The organism is Kaistella rhinocerotis (assembly GCF_030243905.1).
Classification (GTDB): Bacteria; Bacteroidota; Bacteroidia; order Flavobacteriales; family Weeksellaceae; genus Kaistella; species Kaistella rhinocerotis.
Window position 1 is genome coordinate 650153 of the sequence record NZ_JASSYY010000001.1, and the last position, 19046, is coordinate 669198.

Genomic DNA, 19046 nt, shown 5'->3' on the forward strand with positions numbered 1-19046 from the left:
ACCTTTATGAATAGAAACTTCCATCCCCTATTAAGAAAAAGTTTGATCACTTTATTAGTAGTCTTTGGCTTAACTGAATTCTACTCCCAGAATACCTTACTCAAAGACATCGAGGCTGCGAAGCTTGTTTCAAGACATGTTTCCCAGGATTTCCGGGATAATAAAATTGAAGAAGCCTTCAATACCCTCAGTCCGTATTGGCCACTGCCGGTGAATGAAATCAATAACCTGAAGACCCAAACCATACAGTCTATTAATCTGATTTCCGAGCGTTACGGGAAAGCGGAATCTATTGTAAAAGTTTCGGAACAAAATATTAAAGATGCAGGGTTTCGGGAAACTTACCTTGTGAAATTTGAATATACTGCCATCAGATTAATATTTACCTACTACAAAAACAGCAAAGGCTGGCTAATTAACGGTTTCAAATGGGATTCGGATTTTGATGAGGAATTCAAATAACATCATTGACCTACCCGCCCCTAATTTTATTTCATTAAATGAAAGATTCAAAAGAAAATACTCATACGCCTACTCACATTTCCCCAGGCAGAAGGACAGGATATTCACTATTTGCCGCCGCCCTAATAATTTACGCAACCTATTCATTGTATACCGGCAAAGTATACATTCCGTCGCGCAGCGGTGAAGGACTATCTTTCACCGGTATTGCGCTCAAACTAATTTGCTCCGGACTATTTATGGCGGCAGTAACAGCGCTTTCCCTTGTAGCTAAATCCTATGACACAAAAAATAAAGGAAACTTTTATGACCGAATTGGCTACTTTACAAAGGCTCTGGCTTTAGTACTAGTTGCAGTCGGAACCATAGGATCGCTTTTATATGAGTACTTAATGCGTTAAACGCACAGCAGTACGGCGACCAGCTTGGCATTTTTTTTCGCCATCGGGTCAACACTCAACCACACGCTGGTCTTTGGATCATAATACCTTGCCACGTAACAATACAGCCATGTCCCCCGCTGCCGCACGATTGCATCGTGTGGTCATTTCTAAAAACCAAACATCCTAAACACCACTATATCATCCAACAGTCCTTTCCCCCGCTGCGCAAAGTCTCCTGACTTTGAGCCTTCTACAAAAATTATTTATCTTTGATAAAACACAACCAATGAAAACCGGTTACCTTATCAGAGATCAGGAAAAGCCACATTTTATTACGGCTACTGTGGTTAACTGGATTGATATTTTCACAAGGAAAACCTATCGCGACATTATCATAAACTGTTTCGACTTCTGCATCAAAAATAAAGGGATGGTGCTGTTTGGTTACGTCATTATGAGCAACCATATACATTTCACCGTGCGGAGTAACGAAAGAAGATTAAAGGTGATACCACTAAGACAGAGCAATAAAGTTTGGTAATGCTGTACGCGGAAGCCTTGTTACTTTGCGCCTTTAGATTATATTTCTGTATATAATTACCACTACCTGCTAAAAAAACTTTAACCGAATTTTTAATTTCCTTCTTACAAGGATTTTTTTATTCCACAATACGGAATGTTCTGCTGAACTCTGCACCAGAATTCCTGTAATTGCATATAAATCCGATCTGCAAGGTAGAACCCGGATACCATGATGATAAACCACGCGGACTTGTCACCGTACAATAATCACATTTCCGGGACGTTTTTGGCTGTTATAAAACGATACAGCAATATCTTTTATCGCACTGATCCTTTGTTTTTCAAGGGCGACATGATCCTTCCGCATGTTCATCTGCTGATCCCACTGTTTTTTCTCCTCCGCCGTTATCCTGTTTTCGATGTTTTTAACCAACAGACTGCTTTCGGCCGCACAGGGAGATACGCTGCCGACTCTGGAGAGAACTTCAAAAGCAGAAGAATAATCTTTCTGCGCAATAAACATTTTTGCGTCGCTGATGAATGCTGAACACTCCTTGCGCTGAAGATTACTGAAAATTTCCAGTGATTTTGACTGTGCGGTATTATAGCACCGTGCCGCATCTGGAATGGATGCCAACAATGCTAACGATTCTGCATATTTTCCGGATTTATCAAGGTTGGCTGATTTTGAAATGATCTGATTACAGTTGCTTTCATAGTACTTCAGCACTTTGTCTGTCCCTTTGTTCAGGAAGGCGACCAGCGACGGGTCGCCAGCAGAGAGGGTATTTAGCGCATTACTAATAGCCAAGGCCGTATTTCGTCCGGTTCCTTTTAATGTTTTGGAATAAGAGGAAAAAATAATATCAGTCTGATCCTGTCTTATCACAAGCTGCAGGGTCATAGTAATCACGTTGATATTCTGCATGCCGCCTTCCACAACATCCTGGCTGTTGATAATGATATTGGGTTGAAGGAGGAGACCATTGTTATAGTTTGTCGCTGCAATTCCATAGTCGGCAAGTAACTGCGTAAGTTTCGACTCCGTTTTCAATAATACATCCTGCTCAAAACGTTCTGTCTGAGCTTCGGTAAAGGAAACTGAGAGTTGAATCTTTCCCAGATCTTCCTGCGTTTGCGAATACGAGACCGCCGAAGCCATAAATGCTGCGCAAAGTAATAATTTTTTAATCATTATTTAATGGTGATATAGATCGTATTTCCTTTAATATCTTTTTCTGTCTGGAGATTTAAATTCCTGAAGAACTTGAACATTTCGAGCGCAAATTTGTTGGCATTGTAGTTTTTTCCTGTCGAATCTTTAAGCGGAATTCTCACATCGTCCAAAATCATCCTAAAGTCTGTAGTACCCTGTATGTGATAGTTATTTTTGTAGGAATTATTTTCCATCCACATCTCGATCTGATCGGAAAGAGGAAGGTTTTCCGGTGCAATCTCGGAAGACATTTTATATTTTGAATCCTGAGCGAAACTGATATCAATGTTGATAGATTTACCGTTCAGGACAATATCGGTGAATTTAGCTTGCATCACGTTCAGGAATTCTTCAGAAACGCTTTCTACCGCTTTGGAAGCCAGCTTACCGAAATCATCTGTATAGAATTTGCCACTTTCACCCACTTTATTGGACAGCGAATTTCCTGTAGAAGCTTCATAGCCAGACATTACTACCGAAACGGAATTGCCTGAAGGTGTCCGGTTTTCGGTTACTTCTGCCTGAACGTAGATATCAGCACCGGACATTTGGACGATCTGGTCTTTAAGATCAGTCTGATTGTCAGATGTGAAGATATTATTGTCTTTTGCAGATTTTAGTTTGGCCACGAAATCTACGGTCGTGAAGCCACGAGAGTCAAAAACCTCTTTTATTTTTGTAAGCGCTATCCTTTTGTTGACATCATTTTCAAGAATGGTTCGGAGGTCTTCACCTTCTTTTACGTAAGGAATGACCATAATTTTTGGCTGCACGGTCTGCACGTTCGAAGCAGACATTTGGGCAAATCCTTTAGTAATCACCAGGACAAGTGCCACTGGCAGTATAGTTTTCAGGAGAAATTTTTTCATTTTAGTAACCGAAGTTTCGGATAATGGAATTTTGTTCTAAATCTAATTTAAGGGCCCTGGTGTTAAGGACAATCCGGCAACTGCCATCTTTGTTCCGCGAGGCGACCGTGACAAATGTTTTATAGCGGTTCTTTTCGAAGAAGTTTTTAAAATAAGCAGGATTCTGTTTCTGTATCAGCTCTTCGGAGGTAGATATCAAAGGAAAAGTCTGATTGCTTTCAGGAAATCCCCGAAATAATAATTGGTAAATGGCCGCGTATTCCGGATTACCGGAGTTTACATCCAGAGTTATAGATGTACTGTTGCTCTCGATAACATGTATCTGGGAAACTCTGCGCTGCGGTGTGCAGCTGGAAATAAAAAACAGGCCTGTAAGTGACAAAATATAGAGGTACTTCATCTGTTATTTTTTAATGATAAGCGTACAGTCCAGTTTCTGTGAATCTGAATAGTTAGAAGAAAGGTTTTCACTGGACTTCCTGTCTACTGCCACTGCTTCGCTGAGGTTTTCGCCGGCTAGATTTATCACTTCCACTGTACCGATTAATTGAGGATATTTCTGGCCTTCAATAATTTCCGTTTTTTCTACTGTAAACCTGTCTCCCACTGCAACTGCATTGTTTTTACCCACATTCAGCAGGAATTTTCCCCTGTTTTCTGACTCCAGTATTTTTATCACTTTTCCCTGGACCGGGAAATTCTGTTTAAAATATTGGTTGATTTCACCCTGTAAAGATCTCATGGCATGCTGCACGGCACTTTCCGGGGACAGCATCAAATCGCCAGCTTTCCCTTCAAAGCTTGTAGCATCAGTACTGAGGCCGGTAGCCACGTCTACAACTTTCATCTGAAAGGCAACGCTGGCTTTATAACCGGTGATTGTTCCAGCCGCACTCTTCATTGCATACACCGGTATTTTAGTGATATGTCCGGTAATTATCTTTTCAGCTGCCATACTGGCTCCCTGCTCCACCCGGTTTTTACTGTCTATAAATGCTTCAGACTTCTGCAGTTCTAGTTCATTGCGAACCTTTTCACTGCTGGTTCGGTCTACGACACGGAATCTCTTTGTATTGGTAAGCATTTCCACGACTTTTTCAGTGACCAGACCTACAAACCTGTCGCTTTCATTGGTGGTGAAAGCGCTTACTCCCACTACGGCTCTGGTATCCTCCTGTGCCGGGAGCTTCGTCACAGGCAGCAGAAGGAGTAAGAAAAAAAGTGCTCTGTACATTAGAGATTCTCTGAAGTGCGAATCGTTTGAATCATGCTCTTAATCGCGGTAGCCTGAAAAAGTGTCTCTTCACCTAAAAGCGCTACAGCAGTTTTTGCATAATTAACAGCTTGTAAAGCTTTGGCAATTTTAAGCGGATTTTTAATTTCAGACGCATCTTTTGATGCACTGGCAACATCAGAGGAAATGTTTTCCAGGTTTTTTGACTGTGAATATATTCTCACGGCGAGTTCTTCAAGTTCTCTCAGGGTAGGTTTCTTAACAGTAACATCAGTTACACCGTCAACACTCTGACCGACGGACCGGTAGTACAGGTTCTGAAGCAGCGGTGTTATAGCTGCAGACTCCAACGCGGTGGAGGCAATTTTTATCTGAAGACCGTCAATAGAAGAAATTGCAGTTTCTTTTGGGGTTTCTAACTTCTGAATTTTTATAATTCTCTGTTTTGAAGTTTCAATTTGTTCTTGTGTCTGTCCAAAAACATTGGTGTAAGCAGTTAATAATACTGCCGCGAGTAAAAGTTTATTCATGTAATTGTTGTGTAAAGTGTGTATCCACAATTCTCCTGGTAGATGGGTCCTATTAGCTGTACTACTGGAAAACTGAAAAATAAAAAGTGCTCGAAGGCGTGATGTAGGATGGAAATTCAATGAAAGTGAATTGCTCTATTTCAAAATGCAGCTACCCGCAACATAAAATCGGCACAATCAGCTTGTAATTATTTGAAGATTTGCCTTAGCCTTAAATTTATTACTTAATTCTACCCCGCCGCTTTTCACTTCGCAAACAGAAAAGTTCTCATCTTCTATTCTAATTACTTTTAGTTCCCCAATGGGCTTTTTCCGTTTCATCATTTTCCCGGCAACTTCTACTTCGATAACTTCTGATACTATAAGTTTATCTTTTTCTTTAATACCAAAAGCTGACCCTCCTGCAATTAAAATTTTTTTTGCACCACTGTTACTATCAAATTCCTGGATTTCGACAATTGGAAAGGAGACAGGAAAATTAGCACCTACGAATTTGTCAATTGCTCCGCTTATATCCTGGACAGCTACTGCAAAGGCCTCTTGGGTATTTTGAGGGTCTTTTCCGGTTAGGACATTAGTCCAGCTCTTCAACGAAAGAATACCTTTGTCTGCTTTAGTAGCAAGCATATCGGAAGCGAGAATTTTCCCCGTCTCAATATCAATGAGTTTTATATCCAGCGAAATCGTGGAGTCATAGGTAGTATAATGTTTACCTTTTGAATCAACATGGTTCTGTTCCGTAGCGGTTACCGAGTTTATGTTTCCTGCAACTAAATATTGGGCTCCTAAATTTTTACTTTTTGCGATAAAAGTCCCATCCATAAAATCCTCAGTTTTTTGAAGTTCTCTTTCATTGCGGAGAGCTTCCATTTGAGCACGACTTACTATGTCAAATCTTTTTGTTTTTGCAAAGGAATTAGTTACTGCTTCTTCAATCGTCCGCGTAATGCTTTTGTCATAGCTGGAAGTAAAGGGAATTACTCCTATTGAAACCTTTTCTTGAGCTGAAATCAAACTGCCGATCAGCAGCATAAAAAGTAATGGTTTTTTCATGTAAAATAGATATTTTATTTTTTTCAAAAGTATCTCTTCCACACTAACTATATTTGTCCAATATTGCCCAAATGCATCTGATTCCATGTTCCTGGGGTTTACCGTCAGTTATATTGCGTCCCTTGGTCAGTTTCACATTACCGGCTGCACGCGGTAATTTCTCAGGCGGCACATCTTCAAACATGACTTCCTGTTCCGCTGACACAATTTCCGATGTTTATTTCGGCCAACTTCCCACATTGAAAGATCATGGCTCCATTATAAACCATTAGTTTTATTAGACAATATTGAGTCTATTTCGTACTTACATTGCGTAAGTAACGAACATGACCCGTCCTAAAATTACTGCTCAGATTAAAAAAAAGCCCGGTGAAAAAACACCGGACTTTACCTGCAAGCCATCACTATTCTAAAGTTTAATAAGCGAATTCTGCTTTGTTACTCAAAATTCATTTCCGGCATACTTTGCTGTAAGCTCTGCGTTGCTTCTATCATCTTTAAACTGATCTCGTTCATACGTTGTAGCTGCTGTGCGGAAAACTGTTCTTCACGGATGCTCTTTAGCCTGGTATTAAAATCCACCGCTTTTTGCATTAATCGAGGATATTCTGCCAACGCACGTTGGTCGCCTTGCAGAGACTTTTTATACATGGCGATATACTGGTCCATGTACTCCTCATAACTGTCGAGCATTTTATTGATATCTGCTTCTGAACTACCGGACTCAAATGAGGATTCTTCGATAGTTTCTTCAGTTTCAGTGGCGATTGGCTCCGATGTAGAGTAAGTAGTAAATGTTTCTGGTTCCAGGCTTTCATTTTTTTCACATGAGCATACAATTGCAAGCATGGCAACAGTAAATAATAGTTTTTTCATAAAAATTAGGTTATTTTAAGTAGGGTTCAAAAATAGGATGGCAACCCGACGCAGCGTGAGCCCATTTCTGCCCAATCCTTCATTCCGCTTATTGGGTCCTAATTTTTTTCAGCGTCACACCGAATCCTCACAAAATCAGCCACACATATCCGCACTGCAAGAAGCCATTTCCCCAATTTTTAAAAGTCATGATTTATTTCACCCAGAAAAAGTGTGAATATTGGTTCCGCGAACTGGAATAATTTCGAATCTTTCAATAAAACTGTGTATTTTTACCCTTAACTAATTATTATGGAGCTCAGCACACAGTCAGGAGAAATTATTAGCCTGGAGGAAGCCAGACGGTACACCCATGCTTTTCAGAAACGTAATCTAAACGAAAAGAAAGCCTTCCTTGTCGGAGCAGAAATCCTTCGGAAAATTCTTGAACAGCCAGGCTGTCTGGGTATCCGAATCTACAACGGATTCTGTGAGGAGGACGATATGCAGAACAGGGTTTTGATCGGCGTCGATGCTGACGGAAAAGATATGGAAACCGGTATTATTTTAGACAAACTTACGCCCTGTCCCCCAGGCTGCACATCATCATCCCTGTTAATGTAATGCCTGTATTGCTGTATATTACCTTTTTTGCGGGATTTCTTCCTCTTGCAGCATTGGTTTTACTTAAAAGTAAAATCCCAAATACCATGCCTGCAAAACCATTTATCTATCTGGCAGCCGCGAGTTCACTTTATGAAATGATTTTTACCGTGATGCTAAAAATAGATTCACGGGTATGGTTTACCGTATACGATATTCTTGCGTTTCTGTGCATTTTTTACTATTTTTTTAAAATTAACCGCCCAAAATACAGAAGTATTTTTACAGTATCCATGGTAATTTTTGCCCTGGTGGCTGGTGCGGGCTGTTTTATAGCTCCCAGAAGCCTGAGTCATTTTCTGCACGTACAGGCAGTCTTCTCCGGAACCATTACTCTTTTTGTAATGGTAATGACGTTTCTGTGGTTTACCGATATTTTCAGGAAAATGGAGGTTCCCAACCTTTGGGATCTGCCTGATTTTTATAACATTGCAGGTCTGTTTATCTACTATTCCACTACATTTTTTTTATTTTTACTCAGTGACATCATTCAGACTGACGGTTCTGTGATATTTTTGAACTACTGGATGTTAAATGTAGTTGCCGCGCTGATTTTAAGGACATTATTAACAATAGGTGTTTGGAAAAGTATTCGGAATTAAAACTATTTTTTTGGTTCGGAACCGCAATAATGGTCTTCCTGGCTGTTGCGGTCATCTTCCTTGCCCTGTATTACCAGAGCAGGCTCTACAAACTGAAGAAAAAAGAGGCGTTCCTGCGTATGCGGGCGATACTTAATAAAGAAAAAGAAGAACGAGCCCGCATTTCCTCCGATCTGCATGATACGGTAATTGGAAATCTCGTGTCCATCAGTATCTACTTCGGAATGCTGAAAAACCAAATCAAAGACCCTGAAGTCCTGGGCGTGATTAATGGGATAGACGATGAGCTAAGGGATACAAAGCAGCTGATCAGACAGATTACCTATAACCTGATGCCCCCGCTGCTGAGTAACAACGGTTTTATTGCTTCGGTGGAAGATTTCCTGCGCAAAAGCAGTGTTCGGTATGGGTTTACCTACGAACTTAATCACCTTGGGTTTATTGAATTTTCAAAACAGTCCTCCTATGATGTACTTCTTATCCTACGCGAGTTCATTACCAACAGCTGCGTGCACGGCGGCGCCACAGACATCAGTATAACGCTCACCACCGCGAAGAAGCACAATATCATTACCTACAAAGATAACGGTGCAAAGTATGACTTCGTTGCAGAAATGAACCGCTCCACCGGGTATGGGCTAAAGAACATTCTCTCGCGCGTTGAAAATCTCCACGGAAGTCTGCATCAGCGCGAATCTGCCACCCATAATGAGTTTGTTATATTTGTAAAAAGCGCAGACTGAATCACAACGCCTAAGAAGCCGGAACTTTCGTTGGCTTTTTAACTTTCATTGCTAAATTCCGTCAGTTTCTGAAACTTTTTCCGCCTGCGGTTTCAGAGGGTAAAGTGCTTCAGTCACTCGATTTTTCTGCCTATTTTAGCGGTCTTAAAAAAATATTTAATGACGGCCACCGCATTCATTCAGCAATCCACTTCCATTTCCGAACAAAACATCAGCGCTACGCTCCGGCTATTGGCCGAAGACTGCACCATTCCGTTTATTTCGCGCTATCGGAAAGATAGCACCGGAAATCTGAATGAAGTGCAGATCGAACAGATCGCAAAAGTGAACAGCCAGTTTCAGGAAACAGTGAAGCGCAAGGAAAGCATACTTAAATCAATTGAGGAGCAGAGCGCATTAAGCGCGGACCTAAAAAAACGAATCGATGAAAGTTTCGATCTGCAGGAACTTGAAGATCTTTATCTGCCGTTTAAAAAAAGACGAAAAACAAAGGCCGACAGCGCAAAAGAAAAAGGTCTGGAGTCTTTGGCCAAGATCATTATGAGTCAGAAATCCGATGATCTGCACTATATCGCCGGAAAATACCTGAATGCGGACGTAGATTCGGTGGATGAAGCCCTCCAGGGCGCGCGCGACATCATCGCTGAGTGGATCAACGAAAACGGTTATGTCAGGAAAATCCTCAGGAGACTTTTCCAGCGGAAATCGGTCATCAGTTCCAAAGTTGTGAAATCTAAAAAAGACGACGAAGCTGCGCAGAAGTATAGCCAGTATTTCGACTGGCAGGAAAGTCTCAGCCGGATTCCCTCCCACCGCCTCTTGGCTATGCTGAGAGCCGAAGCTGAAGGCTTTGTAAAGACCAAAGTAGATATCGATAAAGATGAAGCGCTGCGCCTGATAGAAAATGCCGTCCTGAAATCTGATAACGCGTCGGCGGAACAAATCGCTATCACGATTGCCGACAGCTACAAACGGCTTCTTGAACCTGCTCTTTCCAACGAATGCCTGCACGAAGCGAAAGCAAAAGCCGACCTCAAAGCCATCGATATTTTTTCGGAAAATCTGAGACAGCTTCTGCTCGCTCCGCCTTTGGGTGAAAAGAGAATTCTGGCCATAGATCCCGGCTACCGCAGCGGTTGCAAGATTGTCTGCCTGGATGAGAAAGGTGATTTGCTGCATAATGAAACCCTTTATCCGCACGCGCCCCAGAATCAAACCGGCATGGCCATGAAGAAAATCCGCTCGATGGTTAACGCCTATAATATTGAAGCGATTTCGATTGGCAACGGAACGGCAAGCCGCGAAACCGAGTTTTTCATTAAGAAAATTGCATTCGATAAGCCGCCGCAGGTTTTCGTCGTGTCCGAAGCCGGCGCCTCGGTTTATTCTGCGAGCAAAATTGCACGCGATGAATTTCCGAATTATGACGTCACCGTGCGCGGCGCGGTTTCGATCGGGCGAAGACTGGCAGATCCGCTGGCAGAACTCGTGAAGATCGATGCAAAATCAATCGGTGTCGGGCAGTACCAGCACGATGTAGACCAGACTTTGCTTAAGAATGAACTCGATTCTACGGTGATGAAATGTGTAAATGCGGTCGGCATCAACCTGAATACCGCCAGTAAATCATTGTTGAGTTACGTTTCCGGTATCGGCGAAAAGATGGCGGAGAATATCGTGAGTTACCGTGCGGAGAACGGTGCTTTCGAAGACCGGAAACAGCTGAAGAAAGTCCCGCGCCTTGGGGAAAAAGCATATCAGCAGGCCGCAGCTTTCGTCCGGATTTCAAACGGAAAAAATCCGCTTGATAATTCGGCCGTTCACCCGGAAGCCTATCCCGTTGTGGAGCAGATGGCTAAAGACCTGAAACTTAAAACTTCCGCATTAATAGCCAATAAAGAGAAAATTGCACTAATCGTACCGGAAAAATACGTGACCGAAACCATTGGGATTCTCGCCATTAAAGACATCCTGAAGGAACTGGAAAAACCTGGTCTCGATCCGCGCAAAGCAGCGAAAATTTTTGAATTTGACCCGTCCGTGAAAAGCATTAAAGATCTAAAAACCGGAATGATTCTTCCCGGCATTGTGAATAACATCACCGCGTTCGGCTGTTTTGTGGATGTGGGCATCAAAGAAAGCGGACTCGTACATATTTCACAACTGAAAGACGGATTCGTGTCGGATGTAAATGAGGTCGTGAAACTTCACCAGCATGTTCAGGTTCGCGTGACAGAGGTGGATGAAATCAGGAAAAGAGTGCAGCTGACGATGAAGCTTGGTTAGGTTGAGGTTGAGGTTGCGGGTAAGATTAAGGTTGAGCAGGGCGAGCTCGTTGGTCAAAAAGGTAAGGCATTGTTTTGGATGTAGGGCTTAAAAAATTTTAAAATGAAAGCATTACTTACCCTCAACTGGAAAGATCTGATGTTTGGCGCCGAAGACTGGTCCTTCCTGCCCGAAGTGATCGTGCGCACGGTCATCATGTTCCTGATCATCATCATTGGACTCCGCTTCCTGGGCAAACGGGGCGTAAAACAGCTATCCGTGTTCGAGCTGGTGGTAATAATCGGTTTGGGCTCGGCCGCCGGCGACCCCATGTTTTACAAAGAAGTTGGGATCATCTTTTCACTTTTGGTCTTTGTGGTAGTTATCGCGCTTTACGCCATACTCACCTTTTTTCTGGCGAAATCGGACCGTTTTGAAGACCTTGTAGAAGGAAAGCCGTCCTGCCTGATTGAGGAAGGTGTGTTTGTACTTGATAAGTTTAAAAAAGAAAACCTCGGGAGCGACGAATTTTTTGCCGAATTGCGTCTGCGCGGTGTGTCGCATCTGGGACAAGTTGAAACAGCAATCGTAGAGACATCCGGTGGTCTCAGTGTATTTTTCTTCGAAGACAAAGATGTGAAATACGGCTTGCCGGTTATGCACGATTCCATTGGTAATGCTTCAGCACATATTAGAAAAGCAGGACATCACTCCTGCATTTTCTGTGGCTATACCGAAGTAAAAGAAACTGGCAACGCCGGGAAATGCCCAAACTGTGCCCACGAAAAATGGGTGGAATCAAGCTGTAAGCGTCGGGTGACCTAATCTTTTTTCTTCGCGTCCATAAATTTTTTGATTACTTTCTCAAGGTTTATTCCTTTGCCTAAGACGGGTTTGAAGATATCACCTTCCGAACTCAGTCTTTCGAGCGCATTTTTGATTGTGAAATCTTTCATTTTTAATCCCTTCTTCACTTCATCCCAATTCAGCGGCATCGAAACCGTGGCGCCGGGTTTGGGTCTTACCGAATAGGCAGCTGCAATTGTAGCATGCGGCCTGTTTTGCAGAAAATCGAGATAGATCTTTCCTTCGCGGTTTTTCACGATCCTTTCGATGCTCGTGATTTCCGGCAGCTCCTGGTTGACCAAAGTGACCAGCGCGCGTGCAAATTCTTTAGACTGCTCATAGGTGTATTTATTCGCCAACGGAATGTAAATATGCAGTCCGGTAGAGCCGCTGGTCTTGCAATAGGAAGGTACGCCCATATCGTCGAGCAATTGTTTTGTGACCTGCGCGGTTTCAATCACCTGGTCAAAAGAATTTTTGTCAGGATCGAGATCGATGATGCAGAATGTAGGGTTATCCGGCTTCTCCACCGTGCTGTTCCACGGATTCATTTCGATGCAGCCCAGATTGGCCATAAACAGTAGTGTCGCTTCGTCTTTTCCTACTAAATATTTTCTTGCGCGGCCGTCGGTTTCGCTTACGTATTTAAAAGTATCCGCCCACTTTGGTGCTTTGCCGGTAACATCTTTAAAGTAGAAACTCTCACCGTCAATTCCGTCCGGAAAACGGTTCATACTTTGTGGCCGGCCTTTCAGATACGGCAAAATGTAAGGCGCAACCTGATAATAATAGTTGATGAGGTCGCGCTTTGTAATCTTTTCATCGGGCCAGAAGACTTTATCCAGGTTGGTGAATTTCACTTCGTTGCCGTTGATTTTTTTAACCTGACTCTTTTCTTTTGGGTTCAAAAGGGTTTTTCTGGGCGCTTTGCCACGTTTTGCGATGATCGGCGCCGCATCTTCTACAATTTTTTCCACAGCCTGTTCTTTTTCGAGGGTTACACTTGTTGCTTTTTTGTCAGCCCGCATCCCCTGGAATGAGGGATGGCGCATGATGCCGTCTGTTGTAAGTTCCGTGAATGCCACTTCACACAGCAATTTGGGTTTGAGCCACGTAACTGTAGCGTGGGGCGGATCCGGCCGGAAGCGTGACGGTTTGTTAACGTCTGGTTCTTTGTCAAATGGCGGTTTATCTGTAATCAGCGGTTTAAACTGTTCCATCATTTCCTTCTGGTCTTTCGTGTTGAAACCGGTTCCCACTTTGCCCGTATAAACCAGTTTCTTTCCCTGGTAAACGCCGACCAGAAGACTGCTGAACTGTTTGCGCGAATCATCGTTGAGCGTGAAACCGCCGATCACCACTTCCTGTCTTTTGTTGGCTTTTATCTTGAGCCAGTTTTTTGTGCGGTTCTTTGTGTGATATTCGCTGTCTTTGCGCTTGGCCATTATTCCCTCAAGGTCCATCTTTTTGGCGGTCTCAAGAAATTCGATACCTGATGTTTCAAAGGCTTCGCTGAGCAGGATGCTTTGGCTTTTGGGCAGGATTTGCTTTAATATTTCACGTCTTTCCATTAAAATAAATGCTTTCAAATCTTTACCGTCAAGCCACAGAATATCGAAAACGTAAAATACCAGGTCACCGTCGGCTTCGCTGCGCCAATTCTGCAGCGCTCCGAAATTCGCCTGGCCGTTCGAACCTACAACAACGATTTCGCCATCGATCACCGCATTTAAATTAATTTGTTTAAGTTCGTCGTAGATGGGATAGAATTTTTCGTTGAAACTTTTGTCGTTTCGCGATTTCATCGTCACTTCGCCGTCATTCATGAAAGCAACAGCGCGGTAACCGTCCCATTTTACTTCGTAGATCCATTCATCACTGTCGAAAGGTTTATCCACCAGCGTAGCGAGCATCGGGTCTACGGAAGTATAGAACTTCTGCGCGGGCGCATTTTTCAGTAGTTTTTCAACCGTCTTACTATCCTTTGAAGATTTCTTAGGTTTCGAGGTTTCTGTCGCGGTATCTTTTTTAGTTGAGGAAGGATTTTCTGTCTTTTTAGCTTTAGTCTTCTTCTCTTTCTTTTCTGCATCTTCTTCGCCATACACCTTGTCCGGAGATTTTTCCATTTCCGCAATAGATTTTCCCGAAATAACCGACTCATCCAGCTTGGTGATGTCTTTTTTGGTTGCAAACTCATCTTCGAGCTTCATCAAAAGCCAGCTGTTTTCACCGCGACCTTTCGTTTTTACTAGGGCGAATTCGCCTTTCAGTTTCTTACCATTCATCTTGAATTTCAGCCGTCCGGCTTCCAAATCCTTGCGAAGTTCTTTTTCGTATGCCTTAATATCCCCTTCTACGTCCGACGGAATATAGGTACCTTCGTCCCAGACAATCACGGTGCCGCCACCGTACTGGCCTTTCGGGATGATGCCTTCAAACGTGCGGTAATCGTACGGATGATCTTCCACCATCATCGCGAGCCTTTTGATATCAGGATCCATTGACGGTCCTTTCGGCACTGCCCAACTTTTCAAAACGCCCTCCATCTCAAGCCGGAAATCGTAATGAAGATGTGAGGCATCGTGCTTTTGAATGACAAAACGCAGTTCTTTGCCTGAAGGTTTGCCACCAAACGGTTCCGGTGTTTTATCTTCAGATCTTTTTTCGCGGTATTTTTCTAATGCCATAATGTATGGGTTTAATTAAATGCATCTCTTAGCTGTGACGGGTAGCGTCACTAAAGGCACCCGCGCCCCGGCTTGAGCGGAAATCCTTTTTGTGAAGCAAAGCGGAACAAAAAGATTGCAGCGGAAGACGGATGAAGGCGCCCAAAAAGATGATCCTAAATTTTGAAGCGCCCGTAAGTTTTTTGCAAATATTAAGCCGTTCAGACGATTGCGGATCGAGGGGAATATTATAATACTGCAGACCTACCCGGATGGCGAAATGGAAAGCAGGAAATGGCCGGTATGAGAAAAATTCGAAGGAAATGGGTATCGTCCAATGACTGACTCACGAAAGCGGGAAACATATAAAACGAAAAAACCTACTGTTTCCAGTAGGTTTTTCCTTAGTAAGCGGAGGAACAGGGATTCGAACCCCGGGACCTGTTACAGTCAACAGTTTTCAAGACTGCCGCAATCGACCACTCTGCCATTCCTCCATTGATCACGGTTTCCCGTTTTCAGTGGTGCAAATATAAAAAGGTTTTATATACTCACCAAACTATTTTTTCAAATTTATCTTAAACGCTTAATTTTCAATACCGAAAATTACCATTTAACTATCGACTGACCCAGCCAAACGGCCGCAAGACCTAAAATCACACTCAGCAAAATATAAATTGCGAGTACTGTAAACTGCCCAGACTGCCAAAGGGAAACACTTTCAACCGAAAATGCGGAGAAGGTCGTAAACCCACCACAAAAACCGGTGATCAGCAGAAGTCTTAGATGCAGATCACTTTTTACCAGCGCTGAAACAAGCACTCCAATCAGAAAACAGCCGATTATATTCGCGAGAAAAGTCCCCAGAGGAAACGATTTCACAATCCAAAATCGCTGGGCACCTACGGAGAGCAGGTAACGTAAAACGCTGCCCGCACCTCCGCCGATGAAAACAAAAAGAAGGCTTCTCACGCGCGTGTTTTTTGTTATTCTAAACTTAAATATTCAGAAAAGCTAAATCACTCCAGTTCAGCCAGATATTTTTCAGCATCCATCGCCGCCATACAGCCGGTTCCCGCTGCCGTAATCGCCTGGCGGTAAATATGATCCTGAACATCACCTGCTGCGAAAACACCCGGCAGATTGGTAAATGTAGAACCCGGAACGGTTATGATGTAGCCATTTTCATCAAGATCGATTTGTCCTGCGAAAATTTCGGTATTCGGTTTATGACCGATCGCGATGAAGATTCCGTGTACATCGATTTTCGAAGTTTCCTGCGTTTGGTTGTTGATTACCACCGCTCTTTCCACCAAAGCATTCTCCCCTTCAATACCAATAAGTTCATGGTTAAATTTCACTTCAATATTTGGGGTATTTTCTACACGGTGAATCATGGCTTTTGACGCACGGAAAACATCTTTACGCACAAGCATCGTCACTTTGTTGGTAAGTTTAGCAAGGTAAGTTGCTTCCTCCGCCGCGGTATCACCCGCTCCTACTACGATCACATCTTTTCCTTTATAGAAAAATCCGTCGCAGGTTGCACAGGCTGACACTCCGCCGCCGGCATATTTTTTTTCATCATCTAGACCGAGGTATTTGGCCGTCGCACCTGTTGAAATAATCACGGTACGGGCTAAAATCTCCTTGTTACCTGCCCACAGTTTATGAATTCCACCTTTTTCAGTTGAAAATTCGGTTTTCGTGATCATTTCATAATGCACTTTGGTATCAAAACGTTCGGCTTGCTTCTGCAGGTCCAGCATCATCGCCGGTCCGGTAATACCGTCGGGATAGCCGGGGAAATTGTCTACTTCCGTTGTTGTAGTAAGCTGTCCGCCCGGTTCAAGACCCGTGTAAAGTTCTGGTTTCAGGTCTGCGCGTGCCGCATAGATCGCTGCTGTGAAACCTGAAGGGCCGGAGCCGACGATGATACAGTCTAAGATATTTTGTTCCATATTGAGGTTATTTTAATTCTTTGGTTTTTAGAAGGTGCAAAATTAAACCTTTAAAATCACACTTTCACTTTGAGCTGTGCTACATTTAGAATTTTGTAAGTCATTTCCGTCAGCAGCTGCGTTTCGTTCATATTCACAGCGCCCAGACCTTTTCGTTTCATGTCGAATTCACGCAGAACAGAGATGATACGAGTGGCATGTTTTAAAGAATAATTGGCCGCAGCCACCCGAAGATCCTCCACCTGGTAGTAGTTCAGCTTCATTTCCTCCTGAATGAGTTTTGGATTCTTTCCGGCCAGCGTGTGATAAATAATAAGGTTTGAAAAAAAGCTGTATAGCGAACCCATTATCATCTCAAACGGGCTTTGCTTGGCGCTTTTACCCAAAAAATAGGCTACGCGCATGGCCTTCGCGGCGTCACGGTGGGCCAGCGTCTTTGTCAGTTCGAAAGTATTGAAATCCTTACTGATCCCGATGTGGGTTTCGATGATTTTCTCGTCAAGAACATCGGTGTCTTTCAGAATCATCTTTAGTTTGGAAAGTTCGTTTGAGATGCGCGAAAGATCAGTTCCAAGGTATTCCGAAAGCAACGCCGGAATATTCGGCTTGGTGCGAAGTCCTAATTTGCGGATTTGTTGGTCGATAAACTTCGGCACGTCACTATCGTACATTTTTTCGCTCAGGAAAAGCATTTTGTTTTTCGAAAGTGTTTTCGCGAAAGCTTTTCTTGCATCCACTTTTTTATACTTGTACGCGATGACGAGAAGTGTAGACGGTACCGGATTCTGCGCGTAAACTTTCAGTGCTTCACTTTCTTTTTCGGTGAGTTTGATTTCCTGGGCTTCTTTTAGGATAATCACCTGGCGGTCGCCCATCATCGGGAACTGGCGCGCGAGTGAAAGTACGTCACTGAATGTGGTGTCTTTGCCGTAAACTACGGTCTGGTTAAAGGCTTTTTCGTCCTCCTCCAGCACATCGTTTTCAAAAGATTTTATTGCAACATCGATGTAGTAGGGTTCCTCACCGTGAAAAAAATAGATTGGCAGCAGCTCCTTATTTTTAATATTTTTGAGGATTGAATCTAAATCTTTCATAAATGCAAGTTCCGAAACTGAATTTTGAGGATACTTTTGACTTTAAAATCAGGAGCGACAAAGATAAGTTTTTTATTTATGACCTCGTACGCAAAACGTGGCTCCTGCTCACGCCCGAAGAGTGGGTGCGCCAGCATTGGGTGCACTATTTCCACTTCATAAAAGGCCGCAATCTCTCATCGCTTATCCTTGAAAAAAAAAATCCTGCTGAACGGAACTACCAAACGCATTGACCTGCTGGTTACCGAAAAAACCCAGCCGAAAATCTTGGTTGAATGTAAAGCACCGGAAATAAAACTCACGCAGCAAACCTTTGAACAAAGCGCACGCTACAACTCGGTAACTGGTGCGGAAGAAATCATTTTAAGCAACGGCGTTCAGCATATCTGGGCAAAATTTGACGATAACCATTATAAATTTGAGCCTTTTAATTATTAATGAAACATCAATGAAAATAAGATTTTATTTACTCCTTTCCATTTTAATGCTAACGTCGCTGAAAGCCCAGAAGATAACGGACATTAGGCTCCTCAACAGCGGAAACTCGGCCGATTTAGCGGTTCAGATTGATAACACAACCGTCATCCTGAATACGAACGGCAAATTATTAAACATCAATACATTAAATTCCGATAAAATCACGCCCAATACAGGTTGGATAACATACGATTCCGACTCAAATATCGACTATGATAATCCGGATGCGATACCGCTGAACGGTGAAATTTCCTACTATGGCGACTTTCACGATTACAACAGTGGAAAATTAAAATCTGTCGGTGATGTTACATTTAAATATAATGATGGTTTTAAGACCTATCTCAAAGGAAAAGTAGAGCAAATCGGGAATCTTAGAATTTCTTATTTTGATGATTTTCATCCGTATCAAAGCGGAAAGATTAAGTCTATCGGCAACATTACATTCACTTATCACGATGATTTGCACGCATACAAAAGCGGCAAATTAAAATCTATCAAAGGCAACGCAGACCATACCAGGATAATGGTCAGCAATTACTAAATGCGTGTTAAGGTTTTATTCTGTACAACCGGACCGAAATTCTTTTCCGCTAAATTTGCAT

The 19046-nt window shown here is 42.9% G+C and carries 20 protein-coding genes, 1 tRNA gene and 1 pseudogene; 10 read left to right on the top strand and 12 right to left on the bottom strand.

Annotated elements, in window-relative coordinates:
- Positions 1–6 precede the first annotated feature (6 nt).
- The 3 genes from QEP06_RS02945 (at position 7) to QEP06_RS02955 (ending at position 1386) form a co-directional block, all read left to right on the top strand.
- On the top strand, positions 7–462 hold the full coding sequence (locus QEP06_RS02945; RefSeq protein WP_285269002.1) for a hypothetical protein: 456 nt from the start codon (positions 7–9) through the stop codon (positions 460–462).
- Between the two features lie 38 nt (positions 463–500).
- Entirely contained in the window at positions 501–863 is a 363-nt protein-coding gene (locus QEP06_RS02950; protein WP_285269003.1) for a hypothetical protein, read from the top strand.
- Between the two features lie 268 nt (positions 864–1131).
- Complete coding sequence (locus tag QEP06_RS02955; protein ID WP_285269004.1) at positions 1132–1386, top strand: hypothetical protein; 255 nt, start codon at positions 1132–1134, stop codon at positions 1384–1386.
- Between the two features lie 234 nt (positions 1387–1620).
- On the opposite strand, the gene QEP06_RS02960 is transcribed toward QEP06_RS02955, so the two are convergent.
- From QEP06_RS02960 to QEP06_RS02990, 7 genes are all read right to left on the bottom strand, one after another.
- On the bottom strand, positions 1621–2562 hold the full coding sequence (locus QEP06_RS02960) for a hypothetical protein (protein WP_285269005.1): 942 nt from the start codon (positions 2560–2562) through the stop codon (positions 1621–1623).
- Positions 2562–3452, bottom strand: a complete 891-nt coding sequence (locus QEP06_RS02965) for a DUF6175 family protein (RefSeq protein WP_285269006.1) — start codon at positions 3450–3452, stop codon at positions 2562–2564. The genes QEP06_RS02960 and QEP06_RS02965 overlap by 1 nt, the downstream gene beginning before the upstream one ends.
- Position 3453: 1 nt before the next feature.
- On the bottom strand, positions 3454–3852 hold the full coding sequence (locus tag QEP06_RS02970; protein ID WP_251833137.1) for a hypothetical protein: 399 nt from the start codon (positions 3850–3852) through the stop codon (positions 3454–3456).
- Between the two features lie 3 nt (positions 3853–3855).
- Positions 3856–4686, bottom strand: coding sequence for a CsgG/HfaB family protein (locus QEP06_RS02975; protein WP_285269007.1), 831 nt, complete (start codon positions 4684–4686; stop codon positions 3856–3858).
- Positions 4686–5216, bottom strand: coding sequence for a hypothetical protein (locus QEP06_RS02980; RefSeq protein WP_251833135.1), 531 nt, complete (start codon positions 5214–5216; stop codon positions 4686–4688). The genes QEP06_RS02975 and QEP06_RS02980 overlap by 1 nt, the downstream gene beginning before the upstream one ends.
- A 177-nt stretch (positions 5217–5393) precedes the next feature.
- Positions 5394–6356, bottom strand: a complete 963-nt coding sequence (locus tag QEP06_RS02985) for a CsgG/HfaB family protein (RefSeq protein WP_285269008.1) — start codon at positions 6354–6356, stop codon at positions 5394–5396.
- A 351-nt stretch (positions 6357–6707) separates the two neighbouring features.
- Positions 6708–7118, bottom strand: coding sequence for a DUF6591 domain-containing protein (locus QEP06_RS02990; RefSeq protein ID WP_285269009.1), 411 nt, complete (start codon positions 7116–7118; stop codon positions 6708–6710).
- Positions 7119–7436: 318 nt separating this feature from the next.
- On the opposite strand from QEP06_RS02990, the gene QEP06_RS02995 reads away from it, so the two are divergent.
- The 5 genes from QEP06_RS02995 (at position 7437) to QEP06_RS03015 (ending at position 12222) form a co-directional block, all read left to right on the top strand.
- The gene (locus QEP06_RS02995) at positions 7437–7748 is read left to right on the top strand and encodes a hypothetical protein (protein ID WP_285269010.1); all 312 of its coding nucleotides are present in this window, start codon (positions 7437–7439) and stop codon (positions 7746–7748) included.
- 86 nt (positions 7749–7834) lie between these two features.
- Positions 7835–8389 (top strand): hypothetical protein, encoded by a 555-nt coding sequence (locus QEP06_RS03000; RefSeq protein WP_251833131.1) that lies wholly within the window; start codon positions 7835–7837, stop codon positions 8387–8389.
- The gene (locus QEP06_RS03005; RefSeq protein ID WP_285269011.1) at positions 8368–9132 is read left to right on the top strand and encodes a sensor histidine kinase; all 765 of its coding nucleotides are present in this window, start codon (positions 8368–8370) and stop codon (positions 9130–9132) included. Before QEP06_RS03000 ends, QEP06_RS03005 begins: the two co-directional genes overlap by 22 nt.
- Positions 9133–9291: 159 nt before the next feature.
- A complete protein-coding gene (locus QEP06_RS03010) occupies positions 9292–11418 on the top strand; it encodes a Tex family protein (protein ID WP_285269012.1) in 2127 nt (708 codons plus the stop codon).
- Between the two features lie 102 nt (positions 11419–11520).
- Positions 11521–12222 (top strand): DUF421 domain-containing protein, encoded by a 702-nt coding sequence (locus QEP06_RS03015; RefSeq protein WP_285269013.1) that lies wholly within the window; start codon positions 11521–11523, stop codon positions 12220–12222.
- Here the strand turns inward: QEP06_RS03015 and ligD are convergent.
- The 5 genes from ligD to holA form a co-directional block, all read right to left on the bottom strand.
- Complete coding sequence (gene ligD / locus QEP06_RS03020; protein ID WP_285269014.1) at positions 12219–14930, bottom strand: DNA ligase D; 2712 nt, start codon at positions 14928–14930, stop codon at positions 12219–12221. The genes QEP06_RS03015 and ligD overlap by 4 nt on opposite strands.
- A 391-nt stretch (positions 14931–15321) precedes the next feature.
- A tRNA-Ser gene (locus QEP06_RS03025) sits at positions 15322–15406 on the bottom strand.
- A gap of 109 nt (positions 15407–15515) precedes the next feature.
- Positions 15516–15881, bottom strand: coding sequence for a fluoride efflux transporter CrcB (gene crcB / locus QEP06_RS03030; protein WP_285269015.1), 366 nt, complete (start codon positions 15879–15881; stop codon positions 15516–15518).
- Positions 15882–15928: 47 nt separating this feature from the next.
- Positions 15929–16870: a thioredoxin-disulfide reductase gene (trxB, locus tag QEP06_RS03035; protein WP_285269016.1), complete on the bottom strand. Its 942-nt coding sequence runs from the start codon at positions 16868–16870 to the stop codon at positions 15929–15931.
- Between the two features lie 56 nt (positions 16871–16926).
- On the bottom strand, positions 16927–17964 hold the full coding sequence (gene holA / locus QEP06_RS03040; RefSeq protein ID WP_285269017.1) for a DNA polymerase III subunit delta: 1038 nt from the start codon (positions 17962–17964) through the stop codon (positions 16927–16929).
- Between the two features lie 2 nt (positions 17965–17966).
- Here holA and QEP06_RS03045 point away from each other — a divergent pair.
- Together QEP06_RS03045 and QEP06_RS03050 are read left to right on the top strand one after the other, a co-directional pair.
- Positions 17967–18402: pseudogene (locus tag QEP06_RS03045) on the top strand (type I restriction enzyme HsdR N-terminal domain-containing protein).
- A gap of 10 nt (positions 18403–18412) precedes the next feature.
- On the top strand, positions 18413–18985 hold the full coding sequence (locus tag QEP06_RS03050; RefSeq protein WP_251833122.1) for a hypothetical protein: 573 nt from the start codon (positions 18413–18415) through the stop codon (positions 18983–18985).
- The last annotated feature ends 61 nt before the right edge of the window (positions 18986–19046 follow it).